We start from the raw sequence: 15,911 nt of genomic DNA on the forward strand, positions 1-15,911 counted from the left end.
TGTTATCCCCAGATTTCTTCATTGGAATAGGAATTAAAGGGGAAAATCCGGGGATAGCTTATGCTTACGATGCGAGCTTTCCTTTGGAAAGCTTTTAGCCGAACGCTCCGCTTCTCCAAACAATTCTGCCCGCTCCGCTGACCAACCACCGTAAAGTCATCGCCCTTTTTAGGGAATTGGGGTGACAGGGAGCTGCAAGTGCGGAGCGGCAAGAAGGCTTACAGCTTCTTGGTTTGTACAGAAAAAGTCGAACACATCAACTCAAAAGGAATGGAGTAAATCATGGTCATAAACTAGTGAGAATTTTATGTGAATGGGCTGCATTATACTGTTAGATCGGCAATCAACAAAGCTACGACAGATTTATCTGAATTAAGATTACAGATGATGGAGAGACAGGAAATTTAGATAGAGAGCAAGGGAGGCATTTTTAGATATACCGGGGTTTGATCAGATTATACAAACGGACACCGTGAAACCGAGAATTTTTTTTTTAGTTGCTGTAGTGGGTGATCGAATCATGGGGTTTTCAAGATGCGAAGGTATTTATTTAAATAGATTGGCTCATAAAGTAGAATTTGGAGTCTGCGTATAAAAACCAAAAGGAAGGTTTGTAAACTCCATGACGTGGCACGGATGCATTAGAGTCGCGTATGAAAACTAATGACGGAATACAGTAGCGTGAACACCATCGGTTTCTGCATAACGTTTAATCATTTTGGCAAGTTCATTTTGCTGCTTAGTGATTATTTCAGATATTTGGTCCTCCCCATGCCGTCATTCTTTATAGTTCGATTATAGTCCATATTTATCTGTTAAATAAGTGGTAGTGAGAGGATTAGGCAAACATTTGACACGAACGGGATAACGATCGCTTTGTCATCTGGTGCATAATAAGGATGTGAAGTAGGTGTCTGTTTTGAATATGGATTGAGTTGATTTACACATAATAATTAAAAATACTGGAGGATTTTATATGCAAAAAGTAACTTTGAACAATGGGGTTGAGATGCCTATACTCGGTTTTGGTGTTTATCAGATCCAAGATGCAAATGAATGTCAACAAAGCGTTTATGACGCTATTATGGCAGGCTATCGGCTGATTGATACCGCTGCCTCTTATTTAAATGAAGAAGCAGTTGGCAGAGCAATCAAACGTAGTGGCGTGACAAGAGAGGAGTTATTTATCACTACGAAACTTTGGGTTCAGGATACTGGTTATGAGCGTACAAAAAAGGCATTTGAAAAATCACTGGAAAGATTGCAGTTGGATTATTTGGATTTGTATTTAATTCACCAGCCATATGGAGATGTGTTTGGTTCTTGGCGCGCTACGGAGGAATTGTATCGTGAAGGAAAGGTCCGTGCAATCGGCGTTAGTAACTTCCATGAGGATCGCCTGATCGATTTGATTATTCATAATGAAGTAGTTCCTGCCGTAAACCAGGTTGAAACGCACCCATTCAACCAGCAAATCGAAAATGCAAAATTCATGAAAGAGAATAATGTTCAGATCGAATCCTGGGCACCTTTCGCTGAAGGGAAAAATAACTTGTTCCAGAATGAAATATTGGTATCCATAGCTGAAAAGTATAATAAATCCGTTGCTCAGGTGGTTTTACGTTGGTTGACACAAAGAGAAGTTGTTGTGATTCCAAAGTCTGTTCGTAAAGAGAGAATTATCGAAAACTTCGATATCTTTGACTTTGAGTTAAGCCAAGAGGATATGGAGTCGATTACTACGTTAGATACGAAACAAAGCCTGTTCTTTTCACATCGCGATCCTGACATGGTGAAATGGATCGGTACCCGTAAACTCGATATCTAACCATCTTTCAAAAGATCACCCGTAGGTTTTGATTACGCCAAAAGAACCAACAATTTAACAATAACGTTAAAAGCATGGAGTAGATGCCCTAAGGAAATCTACTCTCTTTTTCGTTTGCGGTATCAATGTATTTATTAAGCTAATCTGCCCGTTAGCGTAACAAGGCTGCCATTCAATCCACGGCAGCCTCATGGTTTAGTTTATTGAGTTGCCTCAACAAAGACCTCTTCTTTTGCTTCCCGTTTTACGGCTTCAATCAGTGTTTAGACAATCATTTTACATATTTGAAATTTGCAACTTTCCCCTCTAAGCCTTCCTCATCCTGGTCCGTTCCTCTTCCACCATGAGCTCCCTTCTAAAGGAAGTCTTTATGCATAGGTATACTCCGGTCCCAATCGTTCGATAACTCGATCCAACTGTCTGGTTAGATAAGGCGAAACGTCACCAATGCCAGCCACTGCTTCTAACAAGGGAAAGGGTTGCCCACCCCACGGGCCTTGTGGATCAAAGACTTGTCTACCGATTCGCAAGCCTCCTGTTTCCTTGAAGATGTTCAATCGTTCCAATCCTTCAATAAGCAGCCCGACCGGCAGCGTTTTGTTCCTACGTCGGGACCATTCTGCCAAGAAGGACATGCCGCGTAATATATCATATTCAAAAAACCTCGGAAAGCAAGGCTTCAGCCATTCCATATCGATGACGCTTCTATTTTGTTTAGAACATACAAGACGATGCTCAATTAAATAACGTGCGCCTTCATCTAAGAAAACGGCTTCCTGTTCAGTAAATTCACGGTCTGTATGCCATAAGATAGCTTCAAGCGGAGGAAGTGTTGAAACAATAGAGCTCTTTTTAGAATGAGTATAAGCTTCAGGGTCGCAGTTCAGCCCGCCATCAGGTAACTGATGCTTTAAGAGCCATTCGCGAATCCAAGGCAGTTCCTTGTCCAAATCACAGCCATACGCCATTAGAATCTTATAGTATACGGCAAGTTCACAATGGCAGCAATCCATCTTCATCTTATCACTTTCACTTGTTGGATGGTCATCGGCGGATATGATGAAGGTCGGCCAGACCTGAGTTTCGAGTAAATATTTTGCTCCGACAATAGCAGACTCGGGAATTAGTTTCACCTCTCCCATTTCATAAAGAGCACCCATATGCCACCAAGCTCCATCCCATTTTCGACGGCTGCACTCGCCGTGAGTCATCCCCAAATGCGGAGTAGATTCAAGGAACTGTATAGATTCTTCGATTGCTAAACGAATATTTTGATTTGTTTCCATCTGGGTATCTCCTTTTTGATTACCTCTACTTCACGCTTCAGTTAAGCAACGCCTCACCTCGTATACCCTTCCACTCTTAAAAAATTCGATATGTTATTAAACTATCCTGCCCGTTAGTTTAATAAAAAGAGCAGATTGTAACGCCTGCTCAACAATGCGTGATATTCAACTACCGTGTCCCGTTAGCTCAAATATATCTTGCTTAGAGAGACTCGATTCCCCATTCTTTATATAAGTCGTTAAGCTCATGTGATGTCTTTGTAACAAAACTCTTAACCACATCTTCTTTTAAATAAATTGGGGTAATCTGGGGTTCATTGTCCTTATTGCGTAGCCACTGTAGTTGTATATCTCGGTATTGGCTTACTTCAATTTGAGTTAACAATGGTTCAATACTATACGCATTTCCTACATAGAGCTTGTTGAGAACGGCTTCAGCCCATTCTTTTCTCCTAATTAAATTAAATTCCACCTGATTTGACTCAATATTATAAACTTTTCTTATTTCATCTTTTTTTCCTCGGTACTCACGTTCAAAATTCGAATAAACTGTTTCCGTCCATCTTATGTCCGCATAGATATGAGCAAAATACCCCAGCTATCGCAAAATGGACCATCGGATAAGGCATTCTTGATAACCTCCTAAGTTAAGAAAATCAATAAATGTAGCTATACACCAGCATACTACAACATATTGAAACTAACCCGCCCGTTAGCTGAATAGACTGCCGAATCATGCCTGCAGTCGAGTATACCATCTACCATAATGATTAAGAAAGAAAAGAGAGAGTTGACTGACTTCTTTTCGTCTGAATATACCTTGATTACTTTAAAGTGCTTATGTCACTTTAAAAGTGTGTACTTCCTATGTATGGTTAGTTGATGCAAAATAATGTTGTACAAAGAATAGTACAGAAGGAGCTGAAACACTATGAATAATGAATCTACAACAACACGTAAAGTCGCCTTGGTCGTAGGTGCGAATGGTGTTATCGGTCGCAACCTCATTGATCACCTCATCTCTCTTCCTGATTGGGACGTGATCGGTGTATCGCGTCGCGGTGGAGAATCTAGCAACCATGTTCAATATGTGGCTGCGGATCTACTCAATATAGACGATCTTCACGAGAAGTTAAGCGATTTAACTGGGGTAACACACATTTTTTATGCTGCTTACCAAGACCGTCCAACTTGGGCTGAACTTGTTCCACCGAATCTTGCCATGTTAGTGAACATCGTAGAAGTGATCGAACCAATCGCGTCGGGCTTGAAACATGTCAGTCTGATGCAGGGATACAAGGTATACGGCGCACATCTCGGCCCGTTCAAAACTCCTGCTCGTGAGACAGACGCCAACCACATGCCTCCTGAGTTCAATATTGATCAGCAAGATTTCTTAGAACAACGGCAAAAAGGTAAGGCTTGGACTTGGTCGGCACTCCGTCCTTCAGTAGTCTGCGGCTTCTCGCTTGGAAATCCGATGAACCTCGCAATGGTCATAGCGATTTACGCTTCAATTTCGAAGGAACTTGGAATCCCTTTGCGATTTCCAGGTAAGTCGGGAGCTTACAACAGCCTCTTGGAGATGACAGACGCGGGGCTTCTCGCAAAGGCAACAGTATGGGCGGCGACCGACGAGCGCTGTGCGAATCAGGCATTCAACATTACGAACGGCGATCTGTTTCGTTGGAATGAGTTATGGCCGAAGATCGCTCAATACTTTGGCATGGAAACAGCGCCTCCGTTGCAGATGTCTCTGGACGTTGTCATGGCGGACAAGGAACAGCTTTGGAACAAAATGGTTGAGAAACATGGGCTTGCTCGGAATTCCTATAAAGATGTATCCTCTTGGCCATTCGGCGATTTCGTGTTTGCATGGGATTACGATTTTTTTGCCGACGGAACGAAGGCTCGTCGTTTAGGCTTTCACGAATTCGTCGATACCGAAGCAATGTTTATGAACATCTTCAACGACTTCCGCAAGCGTAAAGTCATCCCGTAAACTACCGTATAAAATAAGAAAGCCGACCTTGTATTGGGTCGGTTTCTTAACTGTTATATACGTCTGTAAGCATTGGATTAGCCAGAACAGTAGCCTTTCCCTCGTACTTTCTCTCTATATGCGAATCCCCCAACGGCACATCAGATGTAGGAGTTCCTTTAGACTCCAGCCGTAGTCTGTCAACTCATACTCAACTCTAGGTGGTACCTGATTATAGGAAATACGTAAGATGACGCCCTCTTCTTCAAGCTCCCGAAGGTGCTGCGTTAACATCTTTTGAGTAATTGCGGGAATCAAGCTCTTAAATTCATTATTACGTTTCTTACCGAATGTCAAATGAAAGAGAATAACAGGTTTCCATTTCCCACCAATTACCTCTAAAGTCGCCTCAACTGCAGTGTTGTAAATTTTTTCAGTCTTTTTCACACAACTTGCCCCTTTACGAATATTTCGACACAGGTCATTGGTAACTCCTGATGAATTGGAGCCATTAAATGTCCCTATTAAACATTATAACTACAACCAAAATATTACGCTATCCTGCCCGTTAGTTGAGAAAACGACAGCCACTTTACGTCTACCGTCTACTCATGCTTATTGAACTATCGTTACCCGTTAGAATTCCTGTAGAATGAATAATTTGGCCTTTGCACAAAAACGAGCGCCTCGGTACGATGGGGTTGCACACGAGGTCATTGCCTCAAAAAGCCCATCATCCAGGAGGTCGCTCTACCATGAAGTTTAAGGCTCAGGAGAAGCAAAATCAACTCATTGAAAACATTTCCTCATTACATTTGGTAGTCGGCGTAGATATTGCTCAGGAGTCTCACGTCGCTCGTGCGGTCAGCTTTCGAGGAATTGCTTTGGGATCGCCGTTAGAGTTTGGTAGTTATGACGAGGGCTTTCAACTATTCGGTCGTTGGATTCAAGATCTGCTCAAGTCTTACAAGCTGAGCAAAATCATTGTTGGTATGGAACCGACCGGCCACTACTGGCTGAGCCTGGCTCGCTGGCTCTCTTCTCGTGGAATTGAAGCCGTCCTCGTAAATCCCCACCTTGTCAAAAAGAATAAGGAAAACCGAGACAATACCCCGTCAAAGAGCGACCGCAAAGACGCGCTCGTCATCGCGGATATGGTCAAGAACGGCTACTATTCCCCCGTAAGATTCAACCCGGAAGCCTACGAGGAGCTGCGGATTCTCATGGCCAATCGTGACACGGTTACTAAACGGCTTAACAGCGCTGTTAACCAGATTCATCGCTGGGTAGATATTGTTTTCCCAGAACTTCGGCATGTCTTTAAAATCCTCACTTGTACCAGTGCCATTGCCACGTTAAGGCTGTTTCCTCTCCCCAAGGAAATTAGCCGATTAACGACAGAGCAAGTCATTGCCGGCTGGAAGCAATATGTGAAGCGTCATGCGGGTTTGCAGCGGGCTGAGCAGCTTATTACATTTGCTAAACGCAGCGTAGGTGCAACAAAGGCGCTACACGCCTACAAGATTCACTTGGATCAACTTCTCGAAGAATATGATTTGGCTCAGCGCCAGCTTGAGCAGATTGCACATGAAGCACATCTCGTATTAGAACGCATTCCCTATGCCCAAAAGTTACTTACCATTCGGGGTGTAAATGTAACCAGTCTAGCCGGTGTGTTAGTAGAAGCTGGTGATCTTAGTGGTTATGCACACGGAAATGCCTTGCTTCGTCATGCGGGTCTAAATCTGGCTGAGGCTAGTTCCGGGAAATGGCGTGGGAAAATGGTGCTGAGTAAGCGCGGTCGACCGCGACTAAGGCGCTTTATCTACCTCATGACAATGTGTATGGTCATGACCAATCCGGATGTTAGAGCCCTGCACCACTACAATGTAGACGTGAAAAAGCTCAAGAAAATGAAATCCATTATGAAATTATGTGGTAAAGTGGCTCGAATGCTTGTTGGCCTGGCTAAGAGCAGCGAAGCTTACAGTTCGGCTAAAGTATTTCCGCAATCCGCTTAAACAGGTTATTTTTCGCCAGTTGATGCATTCGCAGGATGGACAAGAAGCACGGAGTATCGGGAGGCATTATGCAAAAGGGCTCGGACCCGTTCCGTTAGAAAAACCGACCTCCACCCCTTAGTTAGATGTGACGAAGGAATGAAAGGGCATGAGACCCGTTGAGACATGGGAGTGAAAATCGCTAGGGGCGACATGGAGACGTGCAGGATATGGAACAAATTGGGTGATATACTCTCACCTTTATTCTTGCATGCCCATACAGTTGTTCCAAGCCACCGCCTTCTCTGTTTCCTTCTTACCTCACACTTAGCTAAGGGTGAAATCCTGCGAATTCATGAGCCTGAGTGAGAAAACTAAATCATATTGAGGGAGTTTAATAAATACAGCTTACCGTAGTGATAGGCTGCTTTTTAATCAAATTAAGATATTTACTAAAGAAAAAGATACATATTTCCTATCTTGATGATTAATACAAGTAAATCACGTTTACAAAGGACAAAAAGACAGGCAGAAGATTATAAATTCACTAACAATTTAGGGTAAACGTAAACCTAATTGAAACCGCCCATCCAATAACCCGATGGGCGGTTTTTACATACTACTTTCCTGCTCCTTTATCACCTGCTCAACCCCCAACAGAATCAGCTTCAATCCGAACTCAAACGCTCCGTCGGTCCCCATCAGCTCGAACAGCCCGTTCGTGAACATCCTCCGAAACAGTCCCGCATCCGTCTCGCTCATGGAGTCCAGAAGGCGAATCATCTCCTCACCCGGATGCGCTTCCTGGTCCTTAAGGATAGCGGAGACATTGCGCTCATGCTGATAATCGTCTAGAACGAAATAGAAGACATAGTTCACAAGCGTAGTAACCACTTGCATTTTCTGCTCTTGCTCAAGCGGCGTCGATTCCACGCAGAGCAGCATACGGTTGGTGAACCGGATGATGTCCGGTTCGTGGGGCAGCGTCATCATCATGAGCTGCGTGGAGCAGGGATATCGGCTGAGCACGCTCCGTACCGTTACCGCAAGCCCCGTCAGCTGCTCCTTCCAGTCCCCCTCGGAGTGGAACTCCTCCAGAATCATTTTCGATACCTGGTTGGCCAGACGCTGGTAGAGATGCTGTTTGCTCTTGAAGTACCAGTACAGAGAGGGAGCCTGAATCCCTAACCTGTCGGCCAATCGTCTCATGCTGAATTTCTCGATGCCCTCCTCTCCAAGAAGCTCCCACGAGGTTTCCAAAATCTTATCCTCCGAAATTTGAGGCTGTTTTTTTTTCATCGGTATCCGCCCTTTTATCTAACAGTGTAAGTTTGTGCTTTACAGGTTCATTGGTTCATGATACCATCTAACACTGTAAGGCACAACCTAACAGTGTTAGACTGAAGGGCAAAATAAATAAAGAAAGTAGTGATTCGCATGGATGCAGAAAACCTCCATTACTTTGAAAAAGCACCGGTCGCAAAAGCCGTAGCTCACTTTGCTATACCAATGATGCTAGGCACGTCAATGAGTGTCATTTATTCCATCTTGAATGCCTATTTCCTTGGTACACTTCACAATACTGCTATGTTAACCGCACTCGCACTAACCCTGCCGTTATTCGCAATCATTATGGCGCTAGGCAATTTGATTGGCATGGGCAGCGGTACATTCATCTCCCGTTTGCTAGGAGAGAAAAAATATGATGATGTAAAGCATGTGTCTTCATTCGCCTTTTACAGCAGTTTAGTTCTCGGTCTTATTGTGATGGTCGTTGGCCTCCCGTTGATCGATCCAATCGTTCATGGCCTGGGGGCAACGCCTGAATCCTTCGGATTTACAAAGGACTATGTGACGATTATGCTTATTGGTTCACCTTTCGTCATATTATTCTTCACGCTGGAGAATATCGTGCGCTCGGAAGGTGCAGCAATCACGTCGATGATCGGTATGATTCTCAGTGTTGTTGTAAATATTATTCTCGATGCGCTAGTCATCTTTGTCTTCCATTGGGACGTGATCGGCGTTGCGTCTGCTACGGTCATCTCTAACTTGGTTGCGAGTGCATTTTACGCCTTCCATATGGGATATAAGAGCCAATTCTTAACCGTCTCGATAAAATGGTTTAAGGCTACCAAGGACATTCTGAGCAATGTATTCAAAATCGGAGTTCCCGTCTTTGTTATGAGTGTCTTCTTGGGTGCAATGTCGCTCATCCTTAACCTTTTTCTTGTCGAATATGGGGATCAGGCCATAGCTGGGTATGGAATTTCATCACGTTTATTGCAATTTCCTGAGTTTATTCTGATGGGCTTATGCGAGGGAGTCGTGCCGTTGATTGCCTTCTCTTTTACAGCGAATAAATTACGCATGAAGCAAACCATTGGATTTACGATCAAAGTGATTGTGGCGTTAGCAGTCGTATTCGGCATCATCGTCTATTTGATTTCCGACCACTTAATTGGTTTATTTACAAATGACTCGCAATTAATTGAAATGGGCAGCTACATTCTACATGTGACGTTCCTATCCTTGTTCATTACAGGAATGACCACATTGTTTACCGGAATCTTCCAAGCAACAGCGCAAGGAACCGCCGCGTTTATTATGTCAATTATTCAAGGAATTACTCTGATTCCTGTGTTGTTTATCGCCAATCAAATGAACGGCTTTCACGGGGTGGTATGGTCCCTTGTCATTTCGGATGCCGTCGCGTTCCTTGTTGGTGCCATCATACTGTATGTTCTGCGGACCAAATTGCAGCCTGATTTGGATAATTTAGTACAGTAGAAAACATATAATACGCAAGAAGGCAGGATAAGGACACTCCCCGACCCTCTCTTTTTTAGGTACATGGACGGGGAATAGGGCTATTGTCATTTAAAAAAGGAAAATGCCCCCTACCTGCAGGATCTTGCTTATCCAGCGCCCCATCGCCACACTCATCGGAAAGTTCTTACCTCCGAAGATCATCGTTCCCACCGCAAACTTCGAGACGAGCAAACCCGTGCCTCCTAGTCCCTTATATTTCACTTTTCAACGCTCCATTCCCAAAGAAATTATTTGTCTGTCTAGGAGTGTTAATAAGACCTAGAGTGAACTCTAGGTAAATTAGCGACTTTATTCTTTTTTCAACTCGGTGGGGTAGAACTGTATTAACCTAAACTGCCCGTTAGTTTAACCTTCGTTTGTTGTCCTTGTTTAGACTATTCTCTACGAGCTATACGAAACCCTTGATCGGGACCAAAGCCATTCGCATCGAACTTGCCTCGGAAAGATATCTCGTTGTTGCTGACGTTACCGATCCAACCGCCGCCCTTCACAACCCGGAAGGAACCGCTTTGACTATCCAAGTCTCCGTACCAGTCCCAGCACCATTCCCTTACGTTGCCAGACATATCGTAAATTCCTAACTCGTTGGGTTTTCGGGTACCGATCGATTTTGTTTTATTATTGTTGCTCTCTATGATAGGCCAGTTCCAGTCTCCAGATAAGTATTTGTCTCCGGCATTTTTCCAATACCATGCAACCTCGTCGGCATTATTGCTTCCGCTGTATGTGTACCCCTTGCTCGCCTGACCTCCAGCTGCAGCATATTCCCACTCCACTTCTGTAGGCAATCGGTAACCGTTAGCTCCCTCATTAATCGTTGCTGTCCATTTTATATTATCGTTATCATTCTTATTATTCGGGTCTTTCTTTTCCTTGTCTATGTTGTAATACGGTTTTAAACCCTCTCGTATACTTCTTTGATTACAGTACTCCACAACGTCATACCAACTCACCATTTCTACCGGCATATTGTCGCCTTTGAATGCTGAGGGATTACTTCCCATGACTTCAACCCACTCTTTTTGAGTTACCTCATATTTGCCGATATAAAAGTTCGATAGAGTCACGCTTTTTCCAGAGTTGTTGGACTTGTTATTCTGAAAAGTCCCACCTTCCACGTATACAAGGTCATCCTTTTTTTCAGGCTTATCTTGTGAACAAGCGCTGATCACAACCATTGTTGCTATTACAAGGAACATGAATAGCTTTCTCATTGATATATCTCCTTTAAGCTGATAGGAAAAATGATAGGCCATAACGGCCTGCAACTCGCCTCCAGCAGCGTCGAAGGCCGTTCGCCTGGCAGGAAACGGCCCACAACGCATCCGCACTGACGGATAGACTGGAGGGGAACGGTCATCGGCCTGTCTACAATGCTTAGGGCTCGGTGAGTCCTCCATGATCGATTCATTTAAACCCTATCTATCAGACAACTCTCAAAACCCGCTTATCCCGTGAGACGTCCCAACCGCGCCTGTTCGTTGAACAGCTTGCAGTTGATTGGTTACCACACCGTTACGTTAGAGCTCCCGCTACTCTGATACCCCTCTGTCGCCAACACCTGGTAAGACCAGCTACTTCCCAGATTCATTCCTTTGCTCGCCCATGCGTTCACGTGGTTGCTGAAAGTGATCGTGGAGTTGCCCCCGGTCGCTCTCTTCGACTGTCGAACACTCCAGTACTGAGCAAACGTTTGTGTGCCGTCAATGGAAGGTGCGTTGTATCGCATTGTCGTATAGATGTCATATGTGCCCCCATCACTGGTCACCGTACCTTTATACGTTCCGGTAGGTCGATAAGTCCCCCAGCTATCAACGACGTAATATTCGATGAGTGCGTTTCTCGTCCACCCGTAGAGAGTCAAATACCCATTGCCAGACGGCGCCCAGACGCCAGCATTGTAGTTAATCGTTCTGTTTGGTGATCCGGTAGTCCAGCCTTTGCCGACAACAAAATTCCCGGTATTTTGCCATGTCACGCTGTAATTACCGCCTGATCCATTAACAGCATTGACCGTCCCGCCGCCATCGGTCCAATTTTGCCAATAGTCTGTCGCTGCACTTGAGGTTGTTGCAAATAACCCAAAACTCATGGAAGCTGCAAGAACTACTGTCATCATTTTCGTACTAAACTTAAACATACTTTACCTCCTAAAATTTTTGTGTTTGTCCCATACACCTGCTTGTTGGTTGATTCTCTTTGCAGTACATCACTTATCCGTGCCATATCCCGTTTTTTTTACTTTTACCTCCTTTCTGAGTAAATTATAGAATGATAGCGCTTACATAAAAACCTAGCAAATTAAAGCTTTAACTCTATTATGTTTAGCTTTCTTTGAAATTTATAGAAGCCGTTGAAGGGTAATCGGGTTTCGTAACGTTGGAAGAAGGTCTTCGCTGCTTTTAATTAATTCGAGCAATATGCGAATCTATTTTTATGTCGGATTTTTTAGATATTCATTTAATCGTAAAACTAAAGAAGTTGCCATTGGCAACTGGGGGGAATCCCATCGGTTTCCCATACGGGCTTTTCCAATGTCTATTTTAAGGAGTGCAATTCAGTATAAAAAAATGGGGTTTGAGAACGAAGGCATATTAAAAAAGGACAAAATTTTGGCCGACGGTAAGTACCACAACACAGTTATGATGGGACGACTTAATGAATAATTCCAGCAAAAAACCTCCTGTGAATCATCACGGGAGCTTTTTTGCTGTGCATGTTATGCCTTTTTACCTGTAACGTTTAGGATTATCTGTCTGATCAAGAATAAAGTCGATACTCACCTTGTGGAAATCCGCCAATTTGATCAAGACAACACTTGGGACGTCCAGGTTCCCATTTTCATATCGGGAATAGGTTGTTTGTGAGATTTGTAAGAAGTCAGCACCAAGTTGAACAAGAACGAAGTGGGCGGAATGGTTCTGTACAAGCGATAGCGTTCGCCTTTGTGCCCGGATTTCAACCTTCTTGCTTGATTAAGAAATCCGGGCATAACAGCGATGGGAAGCACCATCCGACCGCGTAGTGGCGCCTCATGTACATTTGCAACTCAGCTTATACACTAAAAAAACTTTATGCGAATAACGCATAAATATCAATATGCATCCATCGTATGCTGTAAACTGTGCTTAAGGGATGAACAGCGCATAAGGGAATTCTCGATTCACGTGAGGACAAAACACTTAACTTTTCATAGAGAGGCATGATGAAAATGATTTTGGAGGATATGTATTATGGGAATTGGCGTCCCAATGAACAAATAAAGTCAACCGATCCTGAGTCTCAAAAAGTGAATCAAAAAATTAGTGAACATATGGAGATGCTGAAAAATAAATTATCAGAAGTCGATTTTGAGCAAATGGAAGTCATATTTGATTTATTAAACGAGTCAACCTCCCTGCACTCCGCAGCAGCATTCATCCACGGGTATCAAACGGGAGCCTTAACGATGATTGAAGTATTTAGCAGGGATAAGGAATTTGGGGATGGTAATAAACCGTGAAGATTGACAATGTCCTCAGTTATAAACGTACCATTTAATGGATGGTTTCATTAAAAACACATAAAGAGGAAAACGTACAATTACCTTGAATTCTTATGTCGCCCCTTCATATGCAAAAACTCTCATGAGGACAGACGGCTTCTACTAAATTCGTTTAGTTAAACGAGGAAGCGTATAACAGAATAGTTGCACTTGCTGCCACATAAAAATACACCCTCACGAACATAAAGTGCGTGAGGGTATTTTTATGATTAAGCCGATCTTTATTCCATTGTAATTCTGTTTATGAGTTTATTTAAAATAGATATCTCTCCAGACAGATTCTTTAAATTAAATGTTTTTCTGGCGTAAAACTCCCCCGCGAGCAGTGCAGTTTTGCGCCAGCGTATGGTGCTGGATTTCAGTATCCGACGCCCCTTCTGCTTCTAACCAATAGCGGTCGCGCCTTCTCGAAGCCCACCGCCCGGCGCTGCGCCGACCGCAGTGGCCGAATTAGTCAGTGTGTGCGACGGCGCGGATTTCAACCAGTTGGTGAGGGAACGCCAGACCCGACACACCGATGAGGGTGGCGGCTGGTCGATGGTCTCCCACATACTCCTTCAACAGAACGACGCACTGCTCGAAATGCTCTTGCGGGTTTGTCAGATAGATCTCGACCTCAGCGATGTTCGATCTCGTGACACCAAATTCCGCCAGCACGAGATCGAGATTCTCCAGTGTCTGCCGGGTCTGTGCCTCGATATCGCCCTCGCCAACGAACGCGCCCTGCATATCGTGGGAAAATTGTCCCGAAATGTAGATGGTGCCGTTGACGCTGTAGCCTTGGGTGACGCCGAAAGCTTCTTCCCATGCAACACCGTGATTGTAGGTTATGGCATTAGTCATTTTTTTCTCTCCTTTATTTCAAAGTAATGTTAGTATAAAATGAACGCAAATAAAAAAGTAGTACGCACTATTTTGATAGATACTACCGGAAAGGATAGTATAAATATGAGTATGGCTGAATATAAAGGTAAAGTTAAAAATATTCAAGACACCCCTTTTGGTTATACATTGTCAGTTATTGGTGGGAAATGGAAGATGGTTATTATTTACCTCCTAGCAGAAAACCAACCGGTTCGCTTTAATGATCTGAAAAGACAGATAGGAGCTATTACTTATAAAACATTGAGTTCACAGCTTAAAGAATTGGAAGCAGATGGTATGGTGAATCGGAAAGAGTATCCCCAAGTTCCCCCTAAAGTCGAGTACCGTCTCACAGATAAAGCGGAAACACTATTACCTACTTTGGAAGGGTTATGTGAGTGGGGAGTAAAAAACCAAAATAATTAAATCCAGTTTTCTAATTGCTCCCGGTATATGAGTTCAGAAAAAAGCACCTCAAACGGCAGAAGTCATCTTTTGCCTTGAAGTGCTTTACTTTGTACGAATCCTTTTATTTCGCTTCTGCCGCTCGATATTGGGCCAGTCGTTCCTTGACCACGGCGGGGTCGACTTAACGACCTGATACGTGCCTATACTACCTGCTTAAAAATATGTTACTTGCACAGGTGGTCGGTGAGCGGAGCGGGCAGAATTGTTCTGAAGAAGCGGAGCGTTCGCCTTTATCCCCGGATTTTCACCTTTAAATTTCTATTCCAATGAAAAAAATCCGGGGATAACAGCGATCGGAAGAACAATCTGCACGCGCAGCGCCTCTCCTGAGAACAACTATATTTTTAATCCCCCACCCGATTCAAAAATACCTTTGTCCGCTCTAGCTGCGGATTGCCGAATATCTGCTCCGGTGTACCGGATTCCGCAATTTCTCCATTGTCCATAAAAATGACACGATCCGCCACATCTCTCGCAAAGTTCATTTCGTGGGTCACAATGACCATTGTCATATGCTCCTCAGCCAGCTTTTTAATAACCCGCAGTACCTCGCCCGTCAGCTCGGGATCTAGGGCCGAGGTCGGCTCGTCGAACAGTAAAATATCGGGGTTCATCATCATTGCCCGGGCAATCGCCACACGCTGCTTCTGTCCGCCCGACAGTCGGGACGGATACGCATCCGCTTTATCCGCCAAGCCGACTTTAGCCAGCAGTTCCGCGCTTTGGCGACGCAGCTCAGACTTGCTCGTTTTTTTCACCAGCTTTGGAGCCAGCTCCAGATTATCCTGCACCGTCAAGTGAGGGAACAGATTAAAATGCTGGAATACCATGCCCATCCCGGTGGTAATGCCCTTAATGTCGCCTGCCGGGGCGTACTGACCATTTTCCACCAATGCTTTATCATGGATGCGGATCGTCCCGCCCGTCACATCTTCCAGATGAACCAGACTGCGAAGCATGGTGCTTTTCCCCGAGCCAGAAGGGCCGATGACCGCAACGACCTCACCCGCCTTGACGTTAAAGCTCACTCTTTTCAGAACGTTGAGCTTGCCGAACGATTTTTTCAAATCGATTACTTCTATTGCGTTAGTATTCATATCCCGACATT

At 44.1% G+C, this 15,911-nt stretch carries 13 protein-coding genes and 4 pseudogenes; 8 read left to right on the forward strand and 9 right to left on the reverse strand.

All coding sequences use genetic code 11. From position 1 onward, the window contains the following. Window positions 1–309: 309 nt before the first annotated feature. Window positions 310–592: pseudogene (locus ASL14_RS27875) on the forward strand (GNAT family N-acetyltransferase); the annotation flags it as partial. Between the two features lie 384 nt (window positions 593–976). Further along, window positions 977–1,828, forward strand: a complete 852-nt coding sequence (locus ASL14_RS06880; RefSeq protein ID WP_134911000.1) for an aldo/keto reductase — start codon at window positions 977–979, stop codon at window positions 1,826–1,828. 368 nt (window positions 1,829–2,196) lie between these two features. Here the strand turns inward: ASL14_RS06880 and ASL14_RS06885 are convergent, their stop codons facing one another. Further along, a complete protein-coding gene (locus tag ASL14_RS06885; protein ID WP_134911001.1) occupies window positions 2,197–3,114 on the reverse strand; it encodes a prenyltransferase/squalene oxidase repeat-containing protein in 918 nt (305 codons plus the stop codon). Between the two features lie 202 nt (window positions 3,115–3,316). Continuing rightward, window positions 3,317–3,586 carry a hypothetical protein gene (locus tag ASL14_RS06890; protein WP_223264231.1) on the reverse strand — a complete coding sequence of 90 codons (270 nt, stop codon included), beginning with the start codon at window positions 3,584–3,586 and terminating at the stop codon, window positions 3,317–3,319. Between the two features lie 459 nt (window positions 3,587–4,045). Here ASL14_RS06890 and ASL14_RS06895 point away from each other — a divergent pair, with 459 nt between their 5' ends. After that, window positions 4,046–5,116 (forward strand): SDR family oxidoreductase, encoded by a 1,071-nt coding sequence (locus ASL14_RS06895; protein WP_134911002.1) that lies wholly within the window; start codon window positions 4,046–4,048, stop codon window positions 5,114–5,116. Between the two features lie 46 nt (window positions 5,117–5,162). On the opposite strand, the pseudogene ASL14_RS06900 reads toward ASL14_RS06895, so the two are convergent. Further along, window positions 5,163–5,542, reverse strand: a pseudogene (locus tag ASL14_RS06900) (winged helix-turn-helix transcriptional regulator). 308 nt (window positions 5,543–5,850) lie between these two features. Between ASL14_RS06900 and ASL14_RS06905 the strand changes: the two are divergent. Continuing rightward, window positions 5,851–7,116 (forward strand): IS110 family RNA-guided transposase, encoded by a 1,266-nt coding sequence (locus ASL14_RS06905; RefSeq protein WP_134911003.1) that lies wholly within the window; start codon window positions 5,851–5,853, stop codon window positions 7,114–7,116. 591 nt (window positions 7,117–7,707) lie between these two features. Here the strand turns inward: ASL14_RS06905 and ASL14_RS06910 are convergent. Further along, on the reverse strand, window positions 7,708–8,394 hold the full coding sequence (locus ASL14_RS06910) for a TetR/AcrR family transcriptional regulator (protein ID WP_134911004.1): 687 nt from the start codon (window positions 8,392–8,394) through the stop codon (window positions 7,708–7,710). A gap of 138 nt (window positions 8,395–8,532) precedes the next feature. Between ASL14_RS06910 and ASL14_RS06915 the strand changes: the two genes are divergently transcribed. Beyond that, complete coding sequence (locus ASL14_RS06915; protein ID WP_134911005.1) at window positions 8,533–9,885, forward strand: MATE family efflux transporter; 1,353 nt, start codon at window positions 8,533–8,535, stop codon at window positions 9,883–9,885. A 416-nt stretch (window positions 9,886–10,301) separates the two neighbouring features. Here ASL14_RS06915 and ASL14_RS06920 read toward each other — a convergent pair whose 3' ends face one another. Both ASL14_RS06920 and ASL14_RS06925 read right to left on the reverse strand, forming a co-directional pair. Beyond that, window positions 10,302–11,141 (reverse strand): formylglycine-generating enzyme family protein, encoded by an 840-nt coding sequence (locus ASL14_RS06920; protein WP_134911006.1) that lies wholly within the window; start codon window positions 11,139–11,141, stop codon window positions 10,302–10,304. Between the two features lie 290 nt (window positions 11,142–11,431). Next, window positions 11,432–12,067, reverse strand: a complete 636-nt coding sequence (locus ASL14_RS06925) for a glycoside hydrolase family 11 protein (RefSeq protein ID WP_134911007.1) — start codon at window positions 12,065–12,067, stop codon at window positions 11,432–11,434. A 412-nt stretch (window positions 12,068–12,479) separates the two neighbouring features. Here ASL14_RS06925 and ASL14_RS06930 point away from each other — a divergent pair. After that, a pseudogene (locus tag ASL14_RS06930) lies at window positions 12,480–12,593 on the forward strand (GNAT family N-acetyltransferase); the annotation flags it as partial. A 63-nt stretch (window positions 12,594–12,656) separates the two neighbouring features. On the opposite strand, the pseudogene ASL14_RS06935 reads toward ASL14_RS06930, so the two are convergent. After that, window positions 12,657–12,812: pseudogene (locus ASL14_RS06935) on the reverse strand (helix-turn-helix domain-containing protein); the annotation flags it as partial. 326 nt (window positions 12,813–13,138) lie between these two features. Between ASL14_RS06935 and ASL14_RS06940 the strand changes: the two are divergent. Continuing rightward, window positions 13,139–13,429, forward strand: a complete 291-nt coding sequence (locus ASL14_RS06940; protein ID WP_134914431.1) for a DUF6809 family protein — start codon at window positions 13,139–13,141, stop codon at window positions 13,427–13,429. 492 nt (window positions 13,430–13,921) lie between these two features. Here the strand turns inward: ASL14_RS06940 and ASL14_RS06945 are convergent, their stop codons facing one another. Next, a complete protein-coding gene (locus ASL14_RS06945; protein WP_134911008.1) occupies window positions 13,922–14,314 on the reverse strand; it encodes a RidA family protein in 393 nt (130 codons plus the stop codon). A gap of 105 nt (window positions 14,315–14,419) precedes the next feature. On the opposite strand from ASL14_RS06945, the gene ASL14_RS06950 reads away from it, so the two are divergent. Continuing rightward, window positions 14,420–14,761, forward strand: a complete 342-nt coding sequence (locus ASL14_RS06950; protein WP_134911009.1) for a winged helix-turn-helix transcriptional regulator — start codon at window positions 14,420–14,422, stop codon at window positions 14,759–14,761. Between the two features lie 386 nt (window positions 14,762–15,147). On the opposite strand, the gene ASL14_RS06955 is transcribed toward ASL14_RS06950, so the two are convergent. Then, window positions 15,148–15,900 carry an amino acid ABC transporter ATP-binding protein gene (locus ASL14_RS06955; protein ID WP_134911010.1) on the reverse strand — a complete coding sequence of 251 codons (753 nt, stop codon included), beginning with the start codon at window positions 15,898–15,900 and terminating at the stop codon, window positions 15,148–15,150. Window positions 15,901–15,911: the final 11 nt, after the last annotated feature.

It is taken from the genome of Paenibacillus sp. IHB B 3084 (genome assembly GCF_001447315.1).
In the GTDB taxonomy this organism is placed as follows: domain Bacteria; phylum Bacillota; class Bacilli; order Paenibacillales; family Paenibacillaceae; genus Paenibacillus.

What these genes read in the sequence shown, in the direction of transcription:
- ASL14_RS06880 (WP_134911000.1), top strand. Translation starts at nt 977, where the DNA reads ATGCAAAAAGTAACTTTGAACAATGGGGTTGAGATGCCTATACTCGGT.
- ASL14_RS06885 (WP_134911001.1), bottom strand. Translation starts at nt 3,114, where the DNA reads ATGGAAACAAATCAAAATATTCGTTTAGCAATCGAAGAATCTATACAG.
- ASL14_RS06895 (WP_134911002.1), top strand. Translation starts at nt 4,046, where the DNA reads ATGAATAATGAATCTACAACAACACGTAAAGTCGCCTTGGTCGTAGGT.
- ASL14_RS06905 (WP_134911003.1), top strand. Translation starts at nt 5,851, where the DNA reads ATGAAGTTTAAGGCTCAGGAGAAGCAAAATCAACTCATTGAAAACATT.
- ASL14_RS06910 (WP_134911004.1), bottom strand. Translation starts at nt 8,394, where the DNA reads ATGAAAAAAAAACAGCCTCAAATTTCGGAGGATAAGATTTTGGAAACC.
- ASL14_RS06915 (WP_134911005.1), top strand. Translation starts at nt 8,533, where the DNA reads ATGGATGCAGAAAACCTCCATTACTTTGAAAAAGCACCGGTCGCAAAA.
- ASL14_RS06920 (WP_134911006.1), bottom strand. Translation starts at nt 11,141, where the DNA reads ATGAGAAAGCTATTCATGTTCCTTGTAATAGCAACAATGGTTGTGATC.
- ASL14_RS06925 (WP_134911007.1), bottom strand. Translation starts at nt 12,067, where the DNA reads ATGTTTAAGTTTAGTACGAAAATGATGACAGTAGTTCTTGCAGCTTCC.
- ASL14_RS06940 (WP_134914431.1), top strand. Translation starts at nt 13,139, where the DNA reads ATGATTTTGGAGGATATGTATTATGGGAATTGGCGTCCCAATGAACAA.
- ASL14_RS06945 (WP_134911008.1), bottom strand. Translation starts at nt 14,314, where the DNA reads ATGACTAATGCCATAACCTACAATCACGGTGTTGCATGGGAAGAAGCT.
- ASL14_RS06950 (WP_134911009.1), top strand. Translation starts at nt 14,420, where the DNA reads ATGAGTATGGCTGAATATAAAGGTAAAGTTAAAAATATTCAAGACACC.
- ASL14_RS06955 (WP_134911010.1), bottom strand. Translation starts at nt 15,900, where the DNA reads ATGAATACTAACGCAATAGAAGTAATCGATTTGAAAAAATCGTTCGGC.